The sequence below is a fragment of the Hungatella effluvii genome, from assembly GCF_003201875.1.
Lineage (GTDB): Bacteria > Bacillota > Clostridia > Lachnospirales > Lachnospiraceae > Hungatella > Hungatella effluvii.
Map to the genome: position 1 here is coordinate 1 of NZ_QJKD01000033.1, position 22,000 is coordinate 22,000.

The 22,000-nt window shown below is 46.0% G+C and carries 19 protein-coding genes and 1 other RNA gene; 12 read left to right on the plus strand and 8 right to left on the minus strand.

Going from position 1 to position 22,000, the window contains the following annotated elements:
• Nucleotides 1-198 precede the first annotated feature (198 nt).
• Nucleotides 199-579 (minus strand): helix-turn-helix domain-containing protein, encoded by a 381-nt coding sequence (locus DFR60_RS29660; RefSeq protein ID WP_002605654.1) that lies wholly within the window; start codon nucleotides 577-579, stop codon nucleotides 199-201.
• A gap of 1,537 nt (nucleotides 580-2,116) precedes the next feature.
• Between DFR60_RS29660 and yhfZ the strand changes: the two genes are divergently transcribed.
• The 7 genes from yhfZ to DFR60_RS29695 all read left to right on the plus strand — a co-directional run bounded on the left by yhfZ (nucleotide 2,117) and on the right by DFR60_RS29695 (nucleotide 9,190).
• On the plus strand, nucleotides 2,117-3,049 hold the full coding sequence (gene yhfZ / locus DFR60_RS29665) for a GntR family transcriptional regulator YhfZ (RefSeq protein ID WP_110326853.1): 933 nt from the start codon (nucleotides 2,117-2,119) through the stop codon (nucleotides 3,047-3,049).
• A gap of 331 nt (nucleotides 3,050-3,380) precedes the next feature.
• On the plus strand, nucleotides 3,381-3,740 hold the full coding sequence (locus DFR60_RS29670; protein WP_110326855.1) for a PRD domain-containing protein: 360 nt from the start codon (nucleotides 3,381-3,383) through the stop codon (nucleotides 3,738-3,740).
• A 229-nt stretch (nucleotides 3,741-3,969) separates the two neighbouring features.
• Entirely contained in the window at nucleotides 3,970-5,250 is a 1,281-nt protein-coding gene (locus DFR60_RS29675) for a YhfT family protein (protein ID WP_110326857.1), read from the plus strand.
• A gap of 34 nt (nucleotides 5,251-5,284) precedes the next feature.
• Entirely contained in the window at nucleotides 5,285-5,641 is a 357-nt protein-coding gene (locus DFR60_RS29680) for a DUF2620 family protein (protein WP_110326859.1), read from the plus strand.
• A 79-nt stretch (nucleotides 5,642-5,720) separates the two neighbouring features.
• Nucleotides 5,721-6,818 (plus strand): aminotransferase class V-fold PLP-dependent enzyme, encoded by a 1,098-nt coding sequence (locus DFR60_RS29685; RefSeq protein WP_432764135.1) that lies wholly within the window; start codon nucleotides 5,721-5,723, stop codon nucleotides 6,816-6,818.
• A complete protein-coding gene (locus DFR60_RS29690) occupies nucleotides 6,819-7,976 on the plus strand; it encodes a YhfX family PLP-dependent enzyme (RefSeq protein WP_110326863.1) in 1,158 nt (385 codons plus the stop codon).
• On the plus strand, nucleotides 7,973-9,190 hold the full coding sequence (locus DFR60_RS29695; protein WP_110326865.1) for a phosphopentomutase: 1,218 nt from the start codon (nucleotides 7,973-7,975) through the stop codon (nucleotides 9,188-9,190). The genes DFR60_RS29690 and DFR60_RS29695 overlap by 4 nt, the downstream gene beginning before the upstream one ends.
• A gap of 387 nt (nucleotides 9,191-9,577) precedes the next feature.
• Here DFR60_RS29695 and DFR60_RS29700 read toward each other — a convergent pair whose 3' ends face one another.
• The 6 genes from DFR60_RS29700 to nagB form a co-directional block, all read right to left on the minus strand.
• On the minus strand, nucleotides 9,578-10,624 hold the full coding sequence (locus tag DFR60_RS29700) for an ABC transporter ATP-binding protein (protein ID WP_110326867.1): 1,047 nt from the start codon (nucleotides 10,622-10,624) through the stop codon (nucleotides 9,578-9,580).
• On the minus strand, nucleotides 10,578-11,387 hold the full coding sequence (locus DFR60_RS29705) for an ABC-2 family transporter protein (RefSeq protein WP_243005221.1): 810 nt from the start codon (nucleotides 11,385-11,387) through the stop codon (nucleotides 10,578-10,580). The genes DFR60_RS29700 and DFR60_RS29705 overlap by 47 nt, the downstream gene beginning before the upstream one ends.
• A 40-nt stretch (nucleotides 11,388-11,427) precedes the next feature.
• Entirely contained in the window at nucleotides 11,428-12,258 is an 831-nt protein-coding gene (locus DFR60_RS29710) for an ABC-2 family transporter protein (RefSeq protein ID WP_110326871.1), read from the minus strand.
• A 148-nt stretch (nucleotides 12,259-12,406) separates the two neighbouring features.
• On the minus strand, nucleotides 12,407-12,565 hold the full coding sequence (locus DFR60_RS30625) for a hypothetical protein (protein WP_167437770.1): 159 nt from the start codon (nucleotides 12,563-12,565) through the stop codon (nucleotides 12,407-12,409).
• 102 nt (nucleotides 12,566-12,667) lie between these two features.
• Nucleotides 12,668-13,510 (minus strand): 5'-3' exonuclease, encoded by an 843-nt coding sequence (locus tag DFR60_RS29715; RefSeq protein WP_110326873.1) that lies wholly within the window; start codon nucleotides 13,508-13,510, stop codon nucleotides 12,668-12,670.
• A 232-nt stretch (nucleotides 13,511-13,742) separates the two neighbouring features.
• Entirely contained in the window at nucleotides 13,743-14,483 is a 741-nt protein-coding gene (gene nagB / locus DFR60_RS29720; protein WP_002605647.1) for a glucosamine-6-phosphate deaminase, read from the minus strand.
• Nucleotides 14,484-14,603: 120 nt separating this feature from the next.
• Here nagB and DFR60_RS29725 point away from each other — a divergent pair, with 120 nt between their 5' ends.
• On the plus strand, nucleotides 14,604-17,030 hold the full coding sequence (locus DFR60_RS29725; RefSeq protein ID WP_110326875.1) for a DUF6128 domain-containing protein: 2,427 nt from the start codon (nucleotides 14,604-14,606) through the stop codon (nucleotides 17,028-17,030).
• A gap of 16 nt (nucleotides 17,031-17,046) precedes the next feature.
• Here DFR60_RS29725 and DFR60_RS29730 read toward each other — a convergent pair whose 3' ends face one another.
• A complete protein-coding gene (locus DFR60_RS29730; RefSeq protein WP_110326877.1) occupies nucleotides 17,047-17,742 on the minus strand; it encodes an anaerobic ribonucleoside-triphosphate reductase activating protein in 696 nt (231 codons plus the stop codon).
• Nucleotides 17,743-18,017: 275 nt separating this feature from the next.
• Between DFR60_RS29730 and tadA the strand changes: the two genes are divergently transcribed.
• The 4 genes from tadA to dnaX all read left to right on the plus strand — a co-directional run bounded on the left by tadA (nucleotide 18,018) and on the right by dnaX (nucleotide 21,992).
• Entirely contained in the window at nucleotides 18,018-18,515 is a 498-nt protein-coding gene (gene tadA / locus DFR60_RS29735) for a tRNA adenosine(34) deaminase TadA (RefSeq protein ID WP_110326879.1), read from the plus strand.
• A 119-nt stretch (nucleotides 18,516-18,634) separates the two neighbouring features.
• Nucleotides 18,635-18,896: signal recognition particle sRNA large type (gene ffs / locus DFR60_RS29740), an RNA gene on the plus strand.
• Between the two features lie 380 nt (nucleotides 18,897-19,276).
• Nucleotides 19,277-20,356: a 6-phosphofructokinase gene (locus DFR60_RS29745; protein WP_055659948.1), complete on the plus strand. Its 1,080-nt coding sequence runs from the start codon at nucleotides 19,277-19,279 to the stop codon at nucleotides 20,354-20,356.
• 13 nt (nucleotides 20,357-20,369) lie between these two features.
• Complete coding sequence (dnaX, locus tag DFR60_RS29750) at nucleotides 20,370-21,992, plus strand: DNA polymerase III subunit gamma/tau (protein WP_110326881.1); 1,623 nt, start codon at nucleotides 20,370-20,372, stop codon at nucleotides 21,990-21,992.
• The last annotated feature ends 8 nt before the right edge of the window (nucleotides 21,993-22,000 follow it).

Consider the following 22,000-nt stretch of genomic DNA (forward strand, 5'->3'; position numbering starts at 1 on the left):
AAGACTGATAAGCAGTGGCTTTTATGATTTAGCCACAGCTTATCAGTCTGTGCACGTCAACTGTTGAAACCGCCGTGTACCGAACGGTACGCACGATGGTGTGAGAGGACGGCGGTTAATCACCGCCTCCTACTCGATTAAACTATAGTGAATAAGAGATAGTATGCAAAGATAAATAAGAAATAAAAATAATGCAAATTACTGTGGCTCCGTTTCTTTTGGTATATCGCTGTTGTTACGGAGACTTTCTTTGTGTTTCTGAAAGGTCTTAATCATATCAAGGACATAATCCTGTTCTTCTTTTGATAGTAAGGTAGATAAATGATAGATCTCGGCAAGAAGATGAGCACTTCTTTCCGCGTCTTTTTCTGATTCCATGGGGCCTTCACCCTGAAGAAGCCACGAGCTGTTAATTCCCAGTTCGTAACAGATTCCCCGAATGACGAGCATTTGTGGTTCTGCTTTTTCGTGTTCAATGTTTGTGATGACACCGCGGGAGACACCAATTGCATCAGCAAGAGAATTCTGTGTATACCCTTTTGAACTGCGGGCCTGTTTGAGACGGGCACCTATTCCCATATGATACTCCATTCCGCGTAGGCGCTGCGCCATAATCGATAAGATGGTAGGACATGCGCCAATCCGCCATTTAATTTAGATTAATAAAACACTTCATAAAATTCTGTGAATCCTGTACTTATTGGTTTCGTTCAGACTTTATCTGTGATATGAATAATGTACAGTGCAATTTCCAACGATTCAAAAATTTCAATCCACATTCTGAGTCCAGAATACAAAACCCAGAATGACATGGTAGCTATGCTACCATTTTATTCGGTTGCCCGGATTGTTTTGACCTCATGTCAGTGGGGGATATCTGCCCGCCACTGCCGCTAAGTTTTTTTGCGATTCATCTCCCACCTATCGAGGCTGGGGGAATTCGCGTAGATTTTGTTAAACGGGAAATACATGTTACATGTCAGGCGCATGTGATTACGATTACTTTGGAGGTGCAGGTTAAACACAAATGGAAAGCTTATTCACCATGGTAGTTTATGTATGCAGTAACGCATGTGTTGAAAATACAATGTGAGTACCGTAATAGAGGTCAGTAACAGTAATTAATCATGTATAAACAATGTACTAAAAATCCTGATAACTAATCTTAACACGATAAAAATGATTTGTCAAGACATAAATGTATTGAAAAGACGGATAAACGTCTTGACAATGTGACCGAAACATGATAGCATGTATTTGTAAAACATAAAAAGGATTTATCAAGTCAAAAGCCAAAGGCGGAGGGTGTAGGATTGCAGTCCATAGAAAGAGATCAGGAGAAGAACCGTCCGGAATTAATCCTTGAAGAGTCTGGAAAGCTTTCTGTTAAAGAGCAGGAGTGTATTCTGGCCACGATAAGAGGAATGGTGTTTACCAGAAGTTGTTTTTTAAAAAATGGTGTGTATAAAGACGAAAAAGAATGAGTTTGTTTATAGTGAAAATAAATATTTGAGTTAGGTTGGAATTATTAAATTCAGCAATAGTTATGCCCAATTCTATGCCCATTTCTGAATAGTTTATAGAATTTAAGATCGAACAGTCTGCTATTATTTCATAAAACCCAATAAGGATAGAAGTTTTTATTAGTTATCTGGAGTTAATTTTTTCAGTCCATCTTGATGAGGTTGGTTTTTAATAAAATTATCGTTATTAACCATCAGCCCCTGCCACTATAGCTTTTTAATAATTTATGCATGGTTTTTTATAATGCTGCGTTTTACCGATTATTTAATACGATTAATGTATTATATTTGAAGCATAGGGAAGAGATAATGCCCCAGCCTTAAATATTCTGGTTTTACGCAGAATGCTTTGTGTTCTGAATAATTATTTTGGCTATATTTGGAAGAATCTTTAACCCCAAATTCAGTAACGGCCTTCTGAGGAAGATGATCAGTTTAATATAATTCCAATTAACTAAACAAAATTAGTGGATATGCTGTGAAAAAACAAAGATGTAATGGGATTATTGTTGACATTGTTTGGCGAATGTGATATTGTATGAATGTACAAAATATTGAATATTGTCTATGACAACAAAAAAGCAGGTATTTAGATGGGATATGAAGTTGGAAAGAGCATTTTATATCAAAAAACAGGATTAGCCAAAAGTCTGCTGGCGTTGGACTTACTGTCCAAGAATACGGGTGACAGAATACAGCCTATCTCCGAGTATCAGGAAAAGTTTGGAGTGTCCAGGGGGACTGTTCAGAATGCGTTTACATATCTAAAAGAGTGTGGTGCAGTGGTGCTTGAGCATCATGGGCATCAGGGAACCTATATAGAGAAGCTGAATTACCGCAAATTACAGGAAAACTGTATGAGAAAAGAGCTGTTGGGTATCATGCCGCTGCCATATTCTTTAACTTATGAGGGATTTGCTACAGCTATTTACTCGGAACTGGATGAACTTAACTTTAATATGGCTTATGCGAGAGGTGCAGTTGGAAGAATTGAACTTGTGGAGTCGGGAACCTATCAGTTTGCCATTTGTTCCCGTTATGCAGCGGAACAATCCATAAGCAGCGGCAAGAAGATAGAGATAGCCTTTGATTTCGGACATGGTAGTTTTCTTTCAAAACACGTGCTCTTATTGGCTGATGAATCAAAAGATGGTATCTGTGATGGAATGAAGGTTGCATACGACAGCAAGTCCCTTGACCAAAGCAGGATTACGGATAATATCGTCAAGGGAAAAAAGATAACACTGATACCGATCAGAACACAGCAGACGATTGGCGCTCTGATAGATGGTACCATAGATGCTGGTGTATGGAACTATGACGACGTGTTGGAAAATCATCACGACAGACTCAAAGTGGTTTCATTGGCTGAAACAGACTATAATTATTCTTTTTCGACTGCTGTCCTGGTGATAAAAACAGGTGATGAAGCATTGAAGGCACTGCTTAAAAAATATATAAGTGTGGAACGTGTACTGGGAATTCTTTCTGAGGTCAGAGAGAAGAGGCGGGAGCCATTTTTCTGATGTAAAAGAAATAATTCCAGTGGATACGAATATCCTGCATCAGTATGTCAGGATATTGTTTTATTGGTAATGCAACTGGTTAGCCGTAGTATAGATATCGCGAGGATTACAGCCGCGGTATCTATACAATATAAGTAACAACGTGATATTTATACCATATAACCAACAGCCAAACTGCGAGTTTGCCTTTGATGGTGGTAGCAAATAATCCAGCGTTCAGGTGTACGAATAGCCGTAACGCAATTAATTGGCATATAGCAGTCAAAAAGAGTATAGCAGAAATATTTTATATCAATGTACAAAATATTGTATATTAAGAAGGAGGAGTATTATGAATCTGGAGGAATCCTTAAATCAGCGTCTCGAGGTTCTTTTAAGCAACGGTGTCATAACACAGAGCATTTCTGATTATTCGAAAACAGTGGTGAAGCTGCTGATTAATCAAAAACCGGAGGCAGACAGTGACAGGGCTGCTATGTTTATTACGCATCTGGCCATGGCCGGGCAGAGGATCTTAGAGGGAAAGGAGGAAAAGCCGCTGGATGCCCAGATTTTAGAGACAGTGAAGCAGGAGCCAGTTTATGGCAGTGCATTGGATTTTCTGACAAACATGCTGAATCAGACTGATTTGGAATTTCCAGATACGGAAAAGGATTTTTTAACGGTTCATCTATGTAACCTGTTTATGTGATGGTTTGGAATGTTGTAAGGCAGTAATGCACTAACGTAAAGCGTATGCTGACGGGGATGAGATACTTCAGTAAATAAAATGTAAAAGAGAAGGAGAAAAAGATGGGGACAGGAAAAGAAGGATAGGAAGAATTGTATAATAAAAGAGAGAAGTAAACGCAAAATAAAAAGGCAAGAAATGCATTTACATATGGGAGTTTTGAAAACTATAAATTTTAGGAGGGAAAAATATGCGTTATATAGTTATATTTTTAGCCGGCGCGTTTGGGGCACTTTTAGCTAACAGGGGTATTGCAGTTTTTAATGATGCGGTAAGACCGGTTGTTCCGGAATACCGAGAGGGACGTATGACAAGGCTGGAATTTGCAACGACGACGTTTGCCTTAAGTTTCGGTCTGGTCATTGGATTTGGAATACCGTATTCTATTATGTCACCCATTATACTTGTCCATTCTCTATGGCTGGGAACCGATGTTATCGGCATTTTCTTCCCAGCAAAGAATATTGAAAAATGGTATCTGGACAAAGAGAGTCTGATTGGTGCGGGTCTTTCCGTTCTGGTAGGCGGTCTGTACGGAGTGCTGCTGCTGGCAGGTCTCCAGGGGTTTGTCAATATGATGCAGGCTCTGCCGGTTAATGTATTTGATGCATGGCAGAATATTTCAGGCCCGGTTATTTCTGCGTTTATTGCATTCCCATGTGTTGTGATTACTATGGATTACGGTTGGAAAAAGGGTCTTGCATCGCTGGTTGTATCTGTGTTGCTTCGGCAGATCATGGTATTTATAGGAAAAGGAGATATTGCTGATGGTGTTGCCCTGCTAACCGGCCTTGTTCTTATTATTGTATTTGCAGTAAGGGATAAATCCGAATCAACAGGAAATCTGGCTTCTATTTTTGGAGATCGTGTAAAGAATATCAGAAAGAACATTATCTGGATTGCCATTATGGGCGCAATCTATGGACTTGCCTGCAATATGCACCTCTTGATGGAAGGTCCACAGTCTCTGGTTGCGTTAAAGGATGGAAATATTTCTTCAGCAGTCAGCATCAGCTTCGCGAGAGCATTATCCTTTATTCCATTAAAGGCATTGACTTCTCTGACAACAGGTACTTTCGTGACGGATGGATTTGGATTTACAGCAACAGTAGGTCTTTTGGCACCGAATGGAGTGCTGGCAGCGGTATTTGGTGCAGTGGTAATGTCTCTGGAGGCATTGTCTCTGGCAGTAGTTGCAAAACTGTTTGATAAGGTTCCAAGTATAAAAAAATCAGCTGACAGTATCCGTGTTGCGATGACCAAGCTACTGGAGGTGGCCATACTGGTGGGCTCCATGTCGGCAGCGGAGGGCATGGCACCTGGATTTGGATTTTTAGTAGTCGGCGGTTTCTTTGTCATGAATGAGTATTTTAAGAAACCGATTGTGCGGATGGCGGTAGGGCCAATTGCCGTAATCGCAGTAGGAGTTCTGGTCAATGTACTGGCAGTTGTAGGTTTGTACAGCGTTTAATATTATACAGTGACGCGTGAAAGGAGCAGTTATCATGAAGATAGTAATTGGCGGACAGATGGGAAAAGAAGAGATAAAAGAACTGGCAGTCACGGCCATGGGAGATGAAGGTGAAGTCGTCATCAAGGACGATGTGGCTGCGGCTATGGATGTAAAGGGCGGGAAGGCCGATTTATATCTGGGAGCATGTATGACTGGAGGCGGAGGTGCGCTTGCGATGGCCATTGCCATTCTGGGCTATGGAACGTGTATGACAGTAGCCGATGCGGATGAAAATGCCATTAGAAAGGCACTGGAATCGGGAAAGAAAGCATTTGGGTTTACTCCTTCCATATCGAAAACGGTGGTTCCGGTAATTGTAAGGCTTGCGAAAGAAGTCATGTGTAATTGAGAAACCGAATACTGCATTGCACAATTAAGATCACATAGCATCTGCGATCAGCGTAATGCAGTACAGGCAGAAAGGAGAAATGATGCAGACATATCCGTTACAGAGCATGTCCATGGAAGAAGCAGTCAGGCTTCAATTTCTTGTGGTGGACTGCATGACAAAAGTATTTGAGGGGCATGAATCGCTGACCAGAGGAGATTTAGGTGTTATCATGGGCCTTAATAAACCTGTGACGACCTGGAAGGCCGAAAAGGTGATTGCCGAAGTATTTGGCGCGGAGGCGTGTATCCTGGTACGGGGGGCGGGAAGTGCCGCAATTCGTTTTGGACTTCATTCCATGATGAGGTCCGGCGACCGGATCCTGGTACACAGGGCGCCAATCTATAATACCACGGCGGCTTCTCTCGAAATGATGGGAATTGATGCGGTGGAAGCCGATTTTAATGAACTGGAAGAACTTCGCCGGGTCCTGAAGGAGAATCCGGATATCAGGGGAGCGCTGGTTCAGTATACAAGACAGCTGCCGGAAGACCGTTACAATATGCATGAGGTGGTGCGTGTGATCAAAGAGACCGCTGTCATCCCTGTGCTGACCGACGACAATTATGCGGCCATGAAGGTAAAAGAGATTGGCGTACAGTGCGGAGCGGATCTTTCCTGTTTTTCCGCATTTAAACTGCTGGGCCCGGAAGGTGTAGGCGTAATCGTTGGAAAACAGGAACTGATCAAAAGGCTGGTTAAAGAGAGCTATTCCGGCGGTATGCAGGTACAGGGCCATGAAGCGCTCGATGTTCTGCATGGACTGGTTTATGCGCCGGTAGCACTGGCTCTTCAAGCGCAGGTCAATGAGGAATGTGTCAGACGCTTGAACAGCGGTGAAATACCGGCGGTAAAGCAGGCATTTCTGGCAAATGCCCAGTCTAAAGTTCTTTTAGTGGAGTTCAGGGAAAATATCGCTGGACAGGTGCTGAAGGAAGCTGAGAAATTTGGTGCTGCGCCAAATCCTGTGGGTGCGGAATCCAAATATGAGATGGTGCCTATGTTTTACCGGATATCAGGCACGTTTCGGATGGCAGATCCGGAAATGGAACATCGGATGATACGTATTAATCCTATGAGAGCCGGCGCCGACACTATTTTGAGAATCATAAGAGAATCTGTAGAAAGAGTGGTGTAAATGTTCCTGGAACAAACAGTAAAACGGAATTCCGAACTGGTACGCCTGGCATTCATACTTCATCAAAAGGGAGTAATAGCGCCGGATTCTTATCTCATCGATGTGGATACCTTTTTGCAAAATGCGGCCGAAATGTTGGCGTGTTCCAAACGAAATGACGTAAAACTCTATTTTATGCTGAAACAGTTGGGACGTAATCCTTTTTTGGCCAGGGAACTCATGCGCCTGGGATACTCCGGTGCGGTGGCAGTCGACTATAAAGAAGCTGCCGTGATGATGGAACATGGAATTCCTATCGGAAACGTGGGACATCTGGTTCAGATACCGACGGCCCAGGTGAGACAGATTGTCTCCTGCCGCCCGGAGGTAATCACGGTCTACTCTGAGGAGAAGATCCGCCAGATTGATCAGGCGGCGTCGGAATTGGGGGTAATTCAGGAGATTCTACTGCGGGTATATGGGGAGGGAGATATGATCTATTCCGGCCAGACTGCCGGTTTTAAGCTGAATACTTTGAAGGAACTGGTGAGCCGTATTGTTAGTACGAGCCCTCATGTGAGAATCGCGGGTGTGACTTCCTTTCCCTGTTACTTGTATGACGAAGAACTGGATGATATTATACCTACGGCTAATTTACAGACCGTAAAAAAGGCGGCGGCTATTTTGGAAGCGCAGGGAATAATCTGCCGCATCATCAATACTCCATCCGCAACCTGCTGTCGGACGATTGAACGGATGAAGCAGGACGGAGGGAATTGCGGTGAACCGGGACACGGATTATCCGGGACGACGCCCATACATGCCGCTCATGAGCAGCCAGAGAAACCATGCGTGGTTTACATAAGTGAAATTTCACATAATTTTGAAGGCCACGGATACTGTTTTGGAGGCGGCCATTACAGGCGTTCTCATATAAAGAATGCTTTAGTGGGAGAAAATCTCCTAAGCGCAAGGCATGTGGAAGTAATTCCGCCTTCAGATGACAGCATTGATTATCATTTTGGATTATCGAAAGAGTGCCCTGTCGGCCAAACCGTGGTAATGGCATTCCGGTATCAGATATTTGTAACCCGATCAGATGTCGTTTTAGTCACCGGACTTAGAAAGGGAGCGCCGAGGATTGAAGGAATTTATGACAGCGGGGGCAGGGAAAAATGAGAAAGCGATTTATTGTTATTGTACTGGATGGATTTGGAATAGGGGCCATGGAAGACGCCCATATCGTGAGGCCGGGGGATGAAACGGCCAATACGCTGGGAAGTATATTAAAGGACTGCCCTGATATGAAGCTGCCGGTCTTGGAACGGTTGGGGCTGATGAATGCATTAGGAAGGGAAAGCAGGAATATGAAATTCAGCCCCGCTGCCAATTTCGGACGATGCGAACTGATGCACTATGGCGCGGATACATTTATGGGCCATCAGGAGATCATGGGAACGCTGCCGAAAAAGCCGGAGGCTCATCCGTTTTTGGAAAAGGTGGAAGATGTCAAAAGGCATTTGATACAGAACGGTCATGATGTCCGCGTGATCGAGAAGCAGGGGCTGAAATATCTGGCGGTGGATCAGTATGCTGCTGTGGCAGACAATCTGGAGGCAGATCCGGGGATGTGTTACAATGTGACTGCACCGCTTGATTATATGCCGTTTGATAAAGAAATGGAGATTGCCCGTCTGGTCCGTGAGGTGGTAACCGTGGGGCGGGTCATTGTGTTTGGCGGAACTGGCAATACAATGGATGACTTGTGGAATGCGGAAGAAATAAAGTATGGAAAATATATCGGCATCGCCTCCGCAAAATCGAGATCCTATGAGCATGGCTATCAGTGCAGGCATCTGGGCTATGGAGTGGATAAAAATGTACAGGCTCCTACAATACTGACAAACGCAGGATTTGACTGCACACTTATCGGTAAGGTGGCAGATATTGTGGCAAATGACGGCGGTGTGAGTATCTCCTGTGTGCCGACAGGGGAGGTGATGCGGCTTACTGTCCAGGCAGTAAAGAACATGGAAGAAGGTTTTATCTGTACAAATGTACAGGAGACTGATCTTGCAGGCCATTCACAGTCTTCGGCGGCTTACCGGGAGATACTTGAGATCGCAGACCAGGGAATCGGCGCAGTGCTGAAAGAAATGACAGCTGAAGATATCCTGGTGGTCATGGCGGATCATGGCAATGATCCCGATATCGGTCATAGCCGTCATACGAGGGAATGCGTGCCTTTACTCATTTATAAAAGGGGGATGAGCGGCCGTGAAACAGGCACCAGAAAGACGCTCTCGGATGTAGGCACGTCAGTATGCGCCTGCTTTGGGGTGAAGAGTCCGCAGAATGGAACTTCATTTATGACAGACCTCAGTTTATTGTGAATGGTAAGAACTGAATGTAATGTGCTGATCGAGAAATTAGAATGAGATTCAGAAAAATGGCTGGAAAATCCAGAATGAGATTCGGAAAAGCTTGATATGAAGGTTTAAATTGAATATAATAAAGATGTAGAAGGAACAACCACCCACAAAGTGGTTGACTCGGTTAATAAGTTACATTCATAGAAATGCCACCCAGTAACTGGTCAAAGTATAGAGGGTGGTTTTTCTATGCTTTAAATAAACACTATCGACAGAACGTAAAAACGAACGTCAGCAATGCCAGGATGAACAGTCCAAAAGTCATTAAGTCCTTAAAGTCTAATTTCACCCGCACCACCTCCATTCTATGTAGAAAGGAGGTGGACTACTTCTTTTATTCTCTGCTTTCTACGACTTTTTCCAGCTTAAATACAGTCTTGCTATCACATCCTCAATAGGCGCTCTTCTGATTTCCACATCATCGATTCCCTGAAATTCGGCAAGATTGCCCAGAACCTCATGGATTCCCGTCTGGCTGCGGTTAAACTCGTATTCGCATATGCCTCCATTGGAAGAAAGCAGCTGCAGCCCCGGGATTAAGGGCGCAGTTAATGTTTTTTCAGATGTTAAAGACCGGTTTTTAGAGCTTGGGTTCTTCATGGTGACAACGATGCGTGAGCAGGCGCCGGCCGTATTTCTGAGTTCGTCAAAATTGCCGTCAAATGCAATCTGCCCCTTGTTGAGCAGAATAATCCGCTGTGCCATCTCCTCCAGATCATCCATGTCATGGCTCGTGACGACAATGGTGGTTCCGCATTCCCGGTTAATTTCCTTTAAAAAATGTATCATCTGCTGTTTGGCCAAAACGTCGAGACCGAGAGTGGGCTCATCCAGAAATATGACGGTAGGGTCGTGCAGCAGCAGCATTCCAATGTCTGCCCGCATACGTTGTCCCAGACTCAGCTCCCTGGCAAAGGTGTGCAGGATGTCTTCCAGGCCGAGCAGTTCTATTACCAGGGACAGGTTCTTTTTATATATATCGTCCGGGATAGCCCAGACCTCCTTTTTCCATTCAAAGCTGGTAATGATGGGATGATCCCACCACAGCTCTGTTCTCTGTCCAAACAGTACACCGATATGGCGCATCAGCTCAATCCTGTCAGTGACCGGGTTTAAACCGGATACGGATACCGTGCCCTCAGAAGGACTTAAGATGCCGGAGAGAATCTTGATGGTCGTACTCTTGCCGGCTCCGTTGGCCCCGGCGTAGGCGACAAACTCGCCCGGAGCCACTTCAAAGGAAAGATGGTCGAGAGCGGTAACGATGCGTTTCTGTGGGTGAAGCATATTTTTTAAGATATCCCGGGCGTGGCCGCTTCTCTGCCATTGAGAGTATTGTTTTGTAACATTATCTATGACCAAAGCCGGAGTACCGAGGTGAACCATTGACTGCATAATATTTCATTCCTTTCTTAAATACGTAAATTGTGAGTAGTGACAATGCAAACGCCGCCGCCGGCAGATAACATGCCTGCAGGAGCATGGATCGGTCAAATTCGCCATAGCCTGCCTTTAAAAGCAGCACCGATGGAAACCAGGCCGCCAGCCCCACCGGGATTACGGTCAGGAACAGCCGTCTTACTGAATGGCTCATCGTACCTAACGGATAAGTCTTCAGAGATGTAAATAAATCCTTGCCCACCTGGGCAATCTCCTCGGCTGCCGCGGGTGCGTAAAATGCGGCGCAGGACAGCAGGGTCATAAAGGAGATAATCAGAGCTGTAGCGCTTACTGCATAAATAAGCAGCAGCATAAGCCATGGCATCGTGACGGATATGGGCAGCCGGCTGACAGCATACGTGGTCAGTCCAATCCCGCATATAAGCATGCTGTTTCCTGAAAGCGGGGAAAATCCCTGTGCCAGCAGCTCAGCCCATATGGGAACCGGCTGTATCATGACGTGATCCAGCTGACCACGCCCGATAATACGGCTTATCATGCCTGTATTATTTCCAATGAAAAAAATCATATAAATTCCGTCAACGAGGGTGGAGAAGCCCATCATAAAGAGAATCTCCGCCTGATTCATACCGCCGAAGCCGCCAAATTTTTCTGACAGCAGGAACACGCCGGCAATCGTGCAGCAAGCGCAGATGGTGTCTGAAAAGATCTGAAGCAGACAGTAGCGGGTGTCCCGAAGGAACCATAAAAGGTCCATTTTTGTATATTGCCTGTATAGGCGCAAAAGTATTTTTAAATTATCCACCAAAAGAGATCATCCTTTCTTTACTTTTCTTGAACACCCTGGCTGCGGCGATCCACAGAACGATATTCCAGACGAACTGCAGACCGATGGTGCTTAAGGGAACTGCGGCCGTGCCGGTATAGATCGTGAGCGGCGCATGGGCGATAGAGCCAAAGGGAAGGAAGGAAAAGACCTTATCCAATCCCCAGGGAAACAGGGCGAAGGGAATCATTTCCCCTGACAGGAGGGAAAATGCCGCCTCCCGTATATTGGTTGCCACCCAGCAGCCATTTTTCAGAAACATGGCAAAGGCGGCAAACAATAAATCGATGGCAAATCCCAGAGAAGCAGAAAGCGCCAGACTGATGAGCGCCAAAGCTCCGGAAGCCAGATTCGCCGGTGCCGGATTTACTCCCAGAAACGGGGCGATAATCAGCAGAGGAAGACCAAAAAACAGAAAATTAGGAATCCACCATCGTCCGATCGTTTCGGCGATAAAGCTTATGGGGACGGGAACCGGCCTGGTAAATCGTCCGATGACAGAACCTTCCCACAACGAGGCGGTGGCCGGTGAAACGATATTTAATTCCTGATGCAATACAGTCGACATCAGTGTGTATGTCATCAGTTGATTTAGCGCCATGCCGCCTAAATCGGCACCTTCCCGGTCCAGAGCGGTCCATATAAAAATCAGCATGACAAACTGTACGGCAGAAACAAGGTATCCCCCTGTGATACACAGGATGCCGCCGTCAAAAATTTGTTTTGTACACATCAAAATAGTGGAAACAATGGCGCGGGGCCCGCAGCCATGTCCGGCAAGAAATGTCTTAAATTTATTCATGATAAAACTACCTTTCTAAAAATGGAATAATAGAACCCATTTTCCGAAAAGGGCAGATTTTTATGTGACAGGATTATGATTCCATCACATAAAAATACCCAAAAGCGCAAGCACCTTCGGGTAGATGAATCATCATGAAAACCAGTTGTTAAGACAGCCGGAGAATCGATGAATTAGAAGGAGAGACGCTGTTGTTATCGTAAAAATGGGCGCACTGATACACGGAAGCGTCATTTTTATACGTAATGACAGCGACATTGTCGATATTTGACCATAATGTTGTAGCCTTGATTGTGATGCAATGCATAGCGTCCACCTCCTTTTACAGAAATATTTGTTTCAGCATACCATGGAAGAGGGGAAGAGTCAAGAATAATTTGTTTCAGCATTTTGACTTCAGTTCTTGTATTTATCTCAACCCAATTCCACTCAGAACTTCATTGGTAGTGATACCGCTGTAATCGTATTTTAAATCTTTTTTATGAAATGGCAGCGTGGCATTGGCATCGAGTTTGATAAGTTTATAGTTGTTGCGCAGACGGATCGTATTATTTAAAATTGACTTTTGAATCGTTGGTCTTGTAATGCTTTCTGCGTTTGTTAGAATGCTTTCTAAATCACCGAATTCATGGAGCAGTAGTGCGGCAGTTTTTGGGCCTACCTTGTCTGCGCCTTTTATATTATCTGCATTGTCTCCCGTAAGCGACTTGAAATCTGCATACTGATGCGGTGTGATGTTCAGTTTTTCTTTTACATATGTGGTATCACAAATGATCGTATTCTTACCGCGGTATCGTAATATTTTTACATTGTCATTGATCAGCTGAAAGAAATCACTGTCAAAGGAGGATATCACAATCGGCATTTGTTCCCCATATGTATAGGCATAGCTTGCAATTACATCGTCAGTTTCAACCTTCTGTACCTCGGTATGCCTGATATTCATAAAAGTGAGGGCACGATATACATCATCAATCTGTGAAAATGGATTGTCTTCCTCGGCAACCAGTGAGTAATCCGGTCGGTTAGCCTTATATTCAGCAAGCAGTTCGGTGCGGGCGTTAGGATGCTCACCATCAAAGAGTATTACAAGGTGAGTGGGGGCTGCCATTTTTATAATTTTAATTGCTGCGCCAATGAATCCCAGAGTGCCCTGAATTGCCTTTCCGTCCTTATTTATAATACGCGATGGCATGCCGTAGAACATTTGAAAAAGCAGATTTGTACCATCAATGATTAACAACTTGTCCATAATGTCATTACCTCCCTAAAAGGATATACTAAGCAAATGTTTGTATTTGATCAGTAAAATTAAGCTTACCATATATTTGGATAAATGAAAATAGGGTTGGAGAGCGGCACTGGGAATTCCCAGCCGCACGTAATGGAATTAAACGTAATGATGGGATGAAACGAAAAGCCCCTCCGGTATGAAACCGAAAGGGGCTTTTCACTTATGTACCGTTCAGACAGTACCGCTGTTTTTATTTGCAGCAGTCACCGAGTTTTGCAAGGGCAGCATCATCAGCTACGATCGTTACGTCCGGATGCAGCTGTAAGATGGAAGCTGGAACGCGAGGGGTTACCGGTCCGCAGATGACTTCACGTAAGATGGCAGCCTTGTCTTCACCGCTTACTACCAGCAGGATTTTTTTTGCGCTCATGATGGTTCCGATACCCATGGTATAAGCCTGGCGCGGAACGTCGTCAATGGAGGCGAAGAAGCGCTTGTTTGCTTCGATGGTGCTTTCCTGTAAGTCTACGATATGAGTTTCCTTCGGATATTCGTCGGCCGGCTCGTTAAAGCCGATATGGCCATTATGGCCGAGGCCTAAAAGCTGGAGGTCTACGCCGCCTAATTCATGGACTACTTTTTCATAACGCGCACACTCTTTCGCGGCGTCAGGCTCTGTACCATCAGGGATGTTGGTGTTCTCTTCCTTGATGTTGACATGTTTGAACAGATTTTCGTGCATAAAATAGTAGTAGCTCTGATCGTTATCTCTTGTCAGTCCCTTATATTCGTCCAGATTGGCAGTCTTTACTTCAGCAAAATCCAGATCACCGTTGTTGTACCATTCGATTAACTGCTTATAGGTCCCGATCGGTGTGGAACCGGTAGCGAGTCCCAGTACGCAGTCTGGTTTCATGGTAACCTGAGCGGAAATAATGTGTGCCGCTTTGCGGCTCATGTCATTGTAATCCTTTGCGCGGTAAAGTCTCATTTTTATAGCCCTCCATGTTCTTGAAAAAAAATTTTATTTCATTTATAGCATTAGGATAACATTTTTATGGCATAGTTTCAATGGCTAATTGCATAAAATATTTATAAAAGGGGTGATATCATGTCCAATTATCGGAGACTAATCTCATATATCTATGCCTATGAAGGCGGAATCAAAGGAAAAAACATTGGGTTCGCGAAAATAGAAACGCGGGGCAGCCAGTGTAAGATTACGGTGAATGTTAAGAAGGTTTATGTGGGCGGCAATGATATCGGCGTCTATCTGCTGGCCGGTGAAAAGGAAATCTTGCTGGGAAATATTTTTATCCGCGGAGGTTCCGGGGAATTCCGTACGGTCGTTTCGGTAAGCGACGTGGAACACTCCGGAATTCCCATGGATCAGTGTTACGGTCTGACAGTCCATGATGTGGAAAATACGTGGCGGTCTTACACGACGATCTGGGAGGACGCGGTGGCCCACGCCGCTGAAGTAGAACTTTCCAACACGCTTCCCGAGAAAAAGGAAAGAGAAGAAACGGCGCAGGAAGCGCAGATTAAAAAGGCAATGAAGGAAATTGAGGAAGAGTTTCCTGTAGAAGCTGTCCAGGAAACAAAGGAAATTGAGAAGCAGGATAAAATGTCCCGGGAGCAGTTAAAGGCATTTACAGAGAGTGCCAGAGAGCAGTCGAAAGCATTTGCGGAGAGCATCAGAAAACAGGTGGAACAGTCCGCAGATACGACGGAGCAGACGGCGGAAGCATGGATCAGGCAGCAGGAAGCCAGGATGGAATGGTCCAGAGCGAAGGCTTCTTACATAGAATCCGTGAATGAGTCGGCGAAGCCGGAAATGGTGCCGGTAGAAGAGCCGGTGAGTGATCTTCACAGCACGGAGGAACCGGCCACAGATAAGGATACTCCAATTCAGGATCCGTATCGGCAGCAGCAGGAACCCATGAAAATGGCACATGCGGATGAGGGATCTTATCGAAAACAGGGTGATTCTGCGCGCAGCTACACCGGTTTCTCCGGTATCCCGGCTGTAGAATATGCCTCTGAACTGATGCCGGATATCGAGACGGTTACCACACTTCACACAGGAATAATGGAGTCGGATACGGAGGAATCTTATTATATAGAAGAAAAAAATCAGGCTCCGTTTATGGCTGAAGGGCAGTGTGGTGCTGACCCGGAAGAGATGCTGTATAATATGGAGGAGACCGGAACCCGGAGTGATTTCCTGGAAGATATCCAGGGAGAGACGATCTGCTACCGGGCCGATACGTCCGGTTCCTTTGTCACCAGGCCGGAAAGCGGATTGTCCCCGCAGCAGCTTGAAAAAATGGAAAATTCAGATCGTTTAGCCGAAGAACCGGGGATGAATGAACCGGAGATGAGTGGTCCGGAGTCGATAAAAACAGGAGTACATGTGCCGGAACTTCGGGAAGCAGAGATGGAAGTATTAGAAAATGGACTGGAAAATGAGCCTGATCAGATATCGGGATATGCATCACAACACGCATCGGATTATGCGCAGCAAGGCCCAGACATATATGGCAGCCAGGACATATACGAAATGTCCGGCGCCCATTCAGCAAGCGATATATATGGCATCCCAGGCGCATATGCCATGGAGAATACACAAAATTCTGTTATCTCCGGCACAATGACCGGTACGCAGAATATTTCCAGTTCCCATACAGAGGAATCTGTTCAAAGCTCTTCAGAAGCCGCCGCGCCAAAAGGAATGCGCGGATACCCGGTTAACCGCCCGGTAGAAAGTATATGGTACAGTTCTGACATGCGCTTGGGGGGAGACACACATGATTCTCTCAAAATGAGCGCCTCAGAAAATTACACAGCAAAATCTCGCACGGCGGAACATATACAGGAATCCAGAGAGCCCGAAGAACCGGCCGCAGTAAGAGGCATAAATGAAAATCCGGATAGATATGCATCAAAATCATCAGCGTTTTCATCATCAAATCCAGCGCCGGAAATAATACCGGAAAATTCAGAATCCCACAAAACGGATGAAGTAACGGGAGCCGCGCTGACACATACAGTGGATGAAGAACCCAAGGCACCGGAGCTCCAAAAGGCTCAGAAACCTCAGCCTGTTCCGGGCGATCCAATGGAACTGGAACGGTTGTTAAAGACCGAGGAAGAGGATGAAAATTCCAGCGAACGGGTATGGGAGAATTTGAGACGGGATCACACAAAAATCCTGGATTTTGACTATGAAAAGGGCTGTGAAATCCTGACTATTAAGCCACAGGATATCGGCCTTCTGCCCAGAGAGATATGGGTATACGGAAATAACAGTTTCCTGCTTCACGGATATTATAATTACCGCTACTTAATTTTGGCAAAACTGTTTAACCCGGAGGGGATTCCGCGCTATCTGCTGGGGGTCCCGGGGCATTATTACAGCAATGAGCGGTATATGGCATCGATGTTTGGTTTTCCCAATTTTGTTCTGTCAAAGAATCAGCCAATGGAAGACGGACGTTTCGGATACTGGTATACTGATGTCAAGATTGGAAGCTGATACCGTCAGCCATCTGTCAATAATCGATTCCGCGCAGAGAAACGTCAGCTATATATGGATGGAGAATTTCTGCAAAAGCCAGAAGCTCTTCCTTTGTACAGGAACTGAAACCGGAACAAAGGACTTCACCGGAGTCCACATAGTTTTGGAGGTAGTAGTGTTGGCAGCCCTCAAGCCACCGTCCGATATCCAGAAAATCCTGGCTGTCATGAAGTTCCTTCACGACGGTGGTGCGGAACTCATACGGGATGGAGCCATTTATCAGAAATAACACGCTTTCCTCTATATTTTCCATCTGAATGCCGGGTATGCCTGCCACGCGCGGGTAATTTTCCCGGCCGGCCTTGATATCCATAGCGATATAATCGAGAAGCCCTTTCCCGGCGAGATCCTTTAAGACGGCGGGCTTATAGCCGTTGGTATCCAGTTTGATTAAGTAACCCATCTGCCTGATCCTGCGGATAAAATCTTCCAGATCGTCGGAGAGTGTTGGTTCTCCGCCCGTGATGCAGACCCCTTCTAAGACAGATGTACGCCGCTTTAAAAAAGTGAAGAGAGAAGCCTCAGTCATGGCTTCTTCGGCATCATTTCCCAGGAGTCCGCTATTGTGGCAGAAAGGACAGCGGAAGTTGCAGCCGCCTAAAAATATGGTGGCAGCGACATGGCCGGGGAAATCCAGGAGAGTTGTTTTTTGCAGACCGCAAATTTTCATAATTTTCGCTTCCTTATTTTCATGGTGTACTTTTCGTGATATACTAAAATGCACTGGTTATGAGTGCGCTTAAAAGTCAGTATACCATAAACACTAAATTCGTGAAAGACCTCATTGAGTGTTTCGGTGTACATCCATACTAGTACCTCCCGGCGTAAATACGCCATGCATAGCACCTGCTCTCTACGCCGGGAGGCACTAGGGCATGCTTGAAAGGACCTGGCAAGTGTTCTTTGTATACCATATTTTTGAAATGAGTGAAAAGAGGGACCGGCATGAATGCTGATGAAAAATATATGCGTGCTGCTATAGGACAGGCCCGGAAAGCGGGGGCGATCGGGGAAGTACCCATCGGATGCGTCATCGTCTATGAGGACAAGATTATTGCGAGGGGATATAACCGGAGAACGATTGATAAGAATGTTCTGTCTCACGCGGAGATCATTGCCATAAAAAAAGCATGTAAGAAGATGGGGGACTGGCGGCTGGAAGGCTGTACCATGTATGTGACCCTGGAACCATGCCCCATGTGCGCCGGGGCAATCGTCCAGGCCAGAATACCCAATGTCGTAATCGGCTGCATGAATCCGAAGGCCGGGTGTGCCGGCTCTGTGCTGGATTTGCTTCATGAAGACGGTTTTAACCATCAGGTTGAGATGGAGAATGGCGTTTTAGAGGAAGAGTGTTCGCGGCTTATGAAGGATTTTTTTAAAGCTCTCAGGGAAAAGAAAGCAGCCATAAAAAAACAAAAACAGGAAGAGACGACTCCTTGACAAATAGCCGGATTCCATGTATACTAAATTGGCTATACATGAAAAGATGTATACGTGTGCGTTATTATATGTATATATATGGAAAGTTCGCATACAGACCAACACATGTCATAAAGTTTCCGTGCAGCCGGGGAGATAGCGGTGCCCTGTACCTGCAATCCGCTCTAGCAGGGGTGATGTCTCACCTCGGATCGTCTATTGCAGGGCTGCCCCTGATAAGTGGCGATGACGTTTGGGTCTTACGCAACAGGAATTCATGAACCGTGTCAGGGCAGGAATGCAGCAGCACTAAGTGGAACCTCCTGTGTGCCGTGAGGCAGCCTGGACTGAGTTAACTGTCAGGGTAACGCCTGTGGTAACGATACAAAGTGAGACGCACGGATTAAAAATATAAATAAAATACAGCGAATAGAAGACAATAAGACACCGGGGAAGCAAAATCCGGTGTCTTATTGTTTCATAGGAAATTCGCCTGTGAAACAAAACCCTCCGGGGGACAGCGTGCCCCGCTTTATCGGGTATGCGCACTCCGCGCTAAGGAAATATGGCCGCAGAAGCGACCGCGCTCCGGCGCACGAGTCCGGCTTGCCGGACTCTTTGTTATATGTACAATCATTACCATTTAACTGGTAATTTTCTTACATTTCCCGATAGAACAAAGTTTTCCCTTGCCCCACCCTTCCCTTTGTATTATAATTATGTACAAAATGGGTATATAGTATCTATTTCCTAAACATGAATCTAAGAAGGGGTGTGCTTTGATGATGAGAGTTGGAATGCTTACAAGCGGCGGCGACTGCCAGAGCTTAAACGCGACAATGCGCGGTGTGGCGAAGGCGCTGTACAGAATGTATGACGATGTGGAGATAATTGGTTTTGAAGACGGATACAAGGGCCTGATTTATGCTGATTACCGTGTTATGCAGCAGTCGGAGTTTTCAGGAATTCTGACGGAAGGCGGGACAATCCTTGGCACCTCGCGACAGCCGTTTAAACTGATGCGTACACCGGATGAGAACGGACTCGACAAGGTAGAAGCGATGAAGCACACCTATAAAAAGCTGAAACTGGAATGCCTCGTTGTTCTGGGAGGAAACGGCAGTCAGAAGACGGCAAATCTTCTTCGCGAGGAAGGGCTGAATATCATTCATCTGCCGAAGACAATTGATAACGACTTATACGGAACCGATGTGACCTTTGGTTTTCAGAGCGCCATCAATGTGGCGACCAACGCCATTGACTGCATCCATACCACGGCGGCATCTCACGGCCGTGTATTTATTGTGGAGGTCATGGGCCATAAAGTAGGCTGGCTTACCCTGTATGCAGGAATCGCAGGCGGAGCGGACATTATTTTACTTCCCGAGATCCCTTATGATCTGGATATTGTCGTGGAAGCGTTAAAAAGCAGGACGAAGAGGGGAAAACGTTTCTCTATCCTGGCAGTGGCGGAAGGTGCCATTTCTAAGGAGGACGCCGCTCTTACCAAGAAAGAATTGAAAGAAAAGAAGAAAAACGGAGTGATCTATCCGTCGGTCGCTTATGAGATCGGCGCTCAGATTACAGAACGCACAGGACAGGAAGTCCGTGTGACTGTTCCCGGCCATATGCAGAGAGGCGGTGAACCGTGTCCATACGACAGGGTTCTTTCGACACGTCTGGGCGCGGAGGCCGCGTATCTGATCAAGAATAAGGAATACGGCAATATGGTGGCAGTGATCAACGATGAGATCGTGAAGGTGCCGCTGGAAGAAGTTGCCGGTAAATTAAAGACGGTCGATCCTGAAAGTTCTATCATTAAGGAAGCCAAGATGATAGGCATCAGCTTCGGCGATGAGTAAGGAGCCATAGAGCATGTCGTATACGGCATTATACCGGAAATGGCGTCCTGCATCCTTTGCGGATGTCAGAGGCCAGGACCATGTAGTACAGACTTTGAAAAACCAGATAGTATCCGACCGTATCGGACATGCGTATCTGTTCTGCGGTACCAGAGGTACCGGTAAGACCAGTATTGCAAAGATATTTGCGAAAGCGGTTAACTGTGAGAATCCGGTGGACGGCAGTCCCTGCGGAGAGTGCCAGACGTGTAAGAATATCGCGGCTGGCTCCTCCTTAAACGTTGTAGAGATCGACGCCGCTTCCAACAACGGCGTCGAGAATATCCGTGAGATCAGGGACGAGGTCCAGTATCCCCCTACGGAAGGAAAATACCGGGTTTATATTATTGATGAGGTTCATATGCTTTCTACAGGAGCCTTCAACGCCCTCTTAAAGACGCTGGAGGAACCTCCGTCTTATGTCATCTTTATTCTGGCGACCACCGAAGTGCAGAAAATACCGGTCACAGTCATGTCGCGGTGTCAGCGGTATGATTTCAAGCGGATTACGGTTGATACCATTGTGTCTCATTTGCAGAAGCTGACCGAAGCTGAGCATATTTCAGTGGAGGACAAGGCACTGGCCTATATTGCCAAAGCGGCGGATGGGGCCATGCGTGATGCGCTGAGTCTTCTGGACCAGTGCGTGGCCTTCCATTATGGAGAGATTCTGACATATGACAATGTGCTGGATGTCCTCGGCGCCGTAGACATTACGGTATTCAGCCAGTTATTTCGCGCTGTCGTGGAGAACCGGACGAAGGATTGTATTAAGAGCCTGGAAGAGATGGTAATCCAGGGACGCGAGCTGGGGCAGTTTGTAACAGACTTTATCTGGTATCTGAGAAATCTTCTCATTGTAAAGTCTGTGGATGACGCGGAAAATATGCTGGATATGTCGGCGGAGAATATGAATCTTTTGATGGAAGAAGCCGGCCTGGTCGATGGAGAGACGCTTTTGCGGTTTATCAGGGTGTTCTCTGATCTCTCGAACCAGCTTCGCTACGCATCCCAGAAACGGGTGCTGATCGAGGTGGCTCTCATTAAACTGACCCGCCCCGAGATGGAAGAAAACCTGGATTCCGTCATTCAGCGAATCGGCAACATTGAAAAACAGCTGGAAGAGGGCGTCTTTGTAACTGGCGCCATGCCGGCAGGTGGTATCAGTATGGATTCCGTACCGGCCGGAGACAATGGAAGAACGGGCGGAAACGGTGCCCCGTCAGAACCGATGACACCCGCGGAACGCGTTGCGCTCCCCAAGGGGCAGTTGGAAGACTTAAATCTGGTCCGCAACGAGTGGGGAAAGATTGTAAAAGACCTGGGAGGTCCGATCCGGGCCAGTTTCCGGGATACGGTGGTGGAACCGGCGGGAGAAAGCTGTCTCTGCGTTGTGTTCACAGACCAGAGCAATTTTATTATAGGCAGCCGTCCGACGACTCTGGGAGAGATCGAACGGTATGTGGAAGAACATTATCAGAAATCAATTTATTTTAAGGCAAGACTGCGGGGCGGCGGAGAACGCCTCGATACCATTTACGTCAGTGACGAAGAATTAAAAGAAAACATTCATATGGATATTATAATAGAAGATTAACAGGAGGA

What these genes read in the sequence shown, in the direction of transcription:
- nagB (WP_002605647.1), bottom strand. Translation starts at nt 14,483, where the DNA reads ATGAGACTTTACCGCGCAAAGGATTACAATGACATGAGCCGCAAAGCG.
- DFR60_RS29660 (WP_002605654.1), bottom strand. Translation starts at nt 579, where the DNA reads ATGGGAATAGGTGCCCGTCTCAAACAGGCCCGCAGTTCAAAAGGGTAT.
- DFR60_RS29680 (WP_110326859.1), top strand. Translation starts at nt 5,285, where the DNA reads ATGAAGATAGTAATTGGCGGACAGATGGGAAAAGAAGAGATAAAAGAA.
- dnaX (WP_110326881.1), top strand. Translation starts at nt 20,370, where the DNA reads ATGTCGTATACGGCATTATACCGGAAATGGCGTCCTGCATCCTTTGCG.
- DFR60_RS29710 (WP_110326871.1), bottom strand. Translation starts at nt 12,258, where the DNA reads ATGAATAAATTTAAGACATTTCTTGCCGGACATGGCTGCGGGCCCCGC.
- DFR60_RS29745 (WP_055659948.1), top strand. Translation starts at nt 19,277, where the DNA reads ATGATGAGAGTTGGAATGCTTACAAGCGGCGGCGACTGCCAGAGCTTA.
- DFR60_RS29715 (WP_110326873.1), bottom strand. Translation starts at nt 13,510, where the DNA reads ATGGACAAGTTGTTAATCATTGATGGTACAAATCTGCTTTTTCAAATG.
- DFR60_RS29675 (WP_110326857.1), top strand. Translation starts at nt 3,970, where the DNA reads ATGCGTTATATAGTTATATTTTTAGCCGGCGCGTTTGGGGCACTTTTA.
- tadA (WP_110326879.1), top strand. Translation starts at nt 18,018, where the DNA reads ATGAATGCTGATGAAAAATATATGCGTGCTGCTATAGGACAGGCCCGG.
- DFR60_RS29695 (WP_110326865.1), top strand. Translation starts at nt 7,973, where the DNA reads ATGAGAAAGCGATTTATTGTTATTGTACTGGATGGATTTGGAATAGGG.
- DFR60_RS29725 (WP_110326875.1), top strand. Translation starts at nt 14,604, where the DNA reads ATGTCCAATTATCGGAGACTAATCTCATATATCTATGCCTATGAAGGC.
- DFR60_RS30625 (WP_167437770.1), bottom strand. Translation starts at nt 12,565, where the DNA reads ATGCATTGCATCACAATCAAGGCTACAACATTATGGTCAAATATCGAC.
- DFR60_RS29700 (WP_110326867.1), bottom strand. Translation starts at nt 10,624, where the DNA reads ATGCAGTCAATGGTTCACCTCGGTACTCCGGCTTTGGTCATAGATAAT.
- DFR60_RS29730 (WP_110326877.1), bottom strand. Translation starts at nt 17,742, where the DNA reads ATGAAAATTTGCGGTCTGCAAAAAACAACTCTCCTGGATTTCCCCGGC.
- DFR60_RS29670 (WP_110326855.1), top strand. Translation starts at nt 3,381, where the DNA reads ATGAATCTGGAGGAATCCTTAAATCAGCGTCTCGAGGTTCTTTTAAGC.
- DFR60_RS29685 (WP_432764135.1), top strand. Translation starts at nt 5,721, where the DNA reads ATGATGCAGACATATCCGTTACAGAGCATGTCCATGGAAGAAGCAGTC.
- DFR60_RS29690 (WP_110326863.1), top strand. Translation starts at nt 6,819, where the DNA reads ATGTTCCTGGAACAAACAGTAAAACGGAATTCCGAACTGGTACGCCTG.
- DFR60_RS29705 (WP_243005221.1), bottom strand. Translation starts at nt 11,387, where the DNA reads ATGGACCTTTTATGGTTCCTTCGGGACACCCGCTACTGTCTGCTTCAG.
- yhfZ (WP_110326853.1), top strand. Translation starts at nt 2,117, where the DNA reads ATGGGATATGAAGTTGGAAAGAGCATTTTATATCAAAAAACAGGATTA.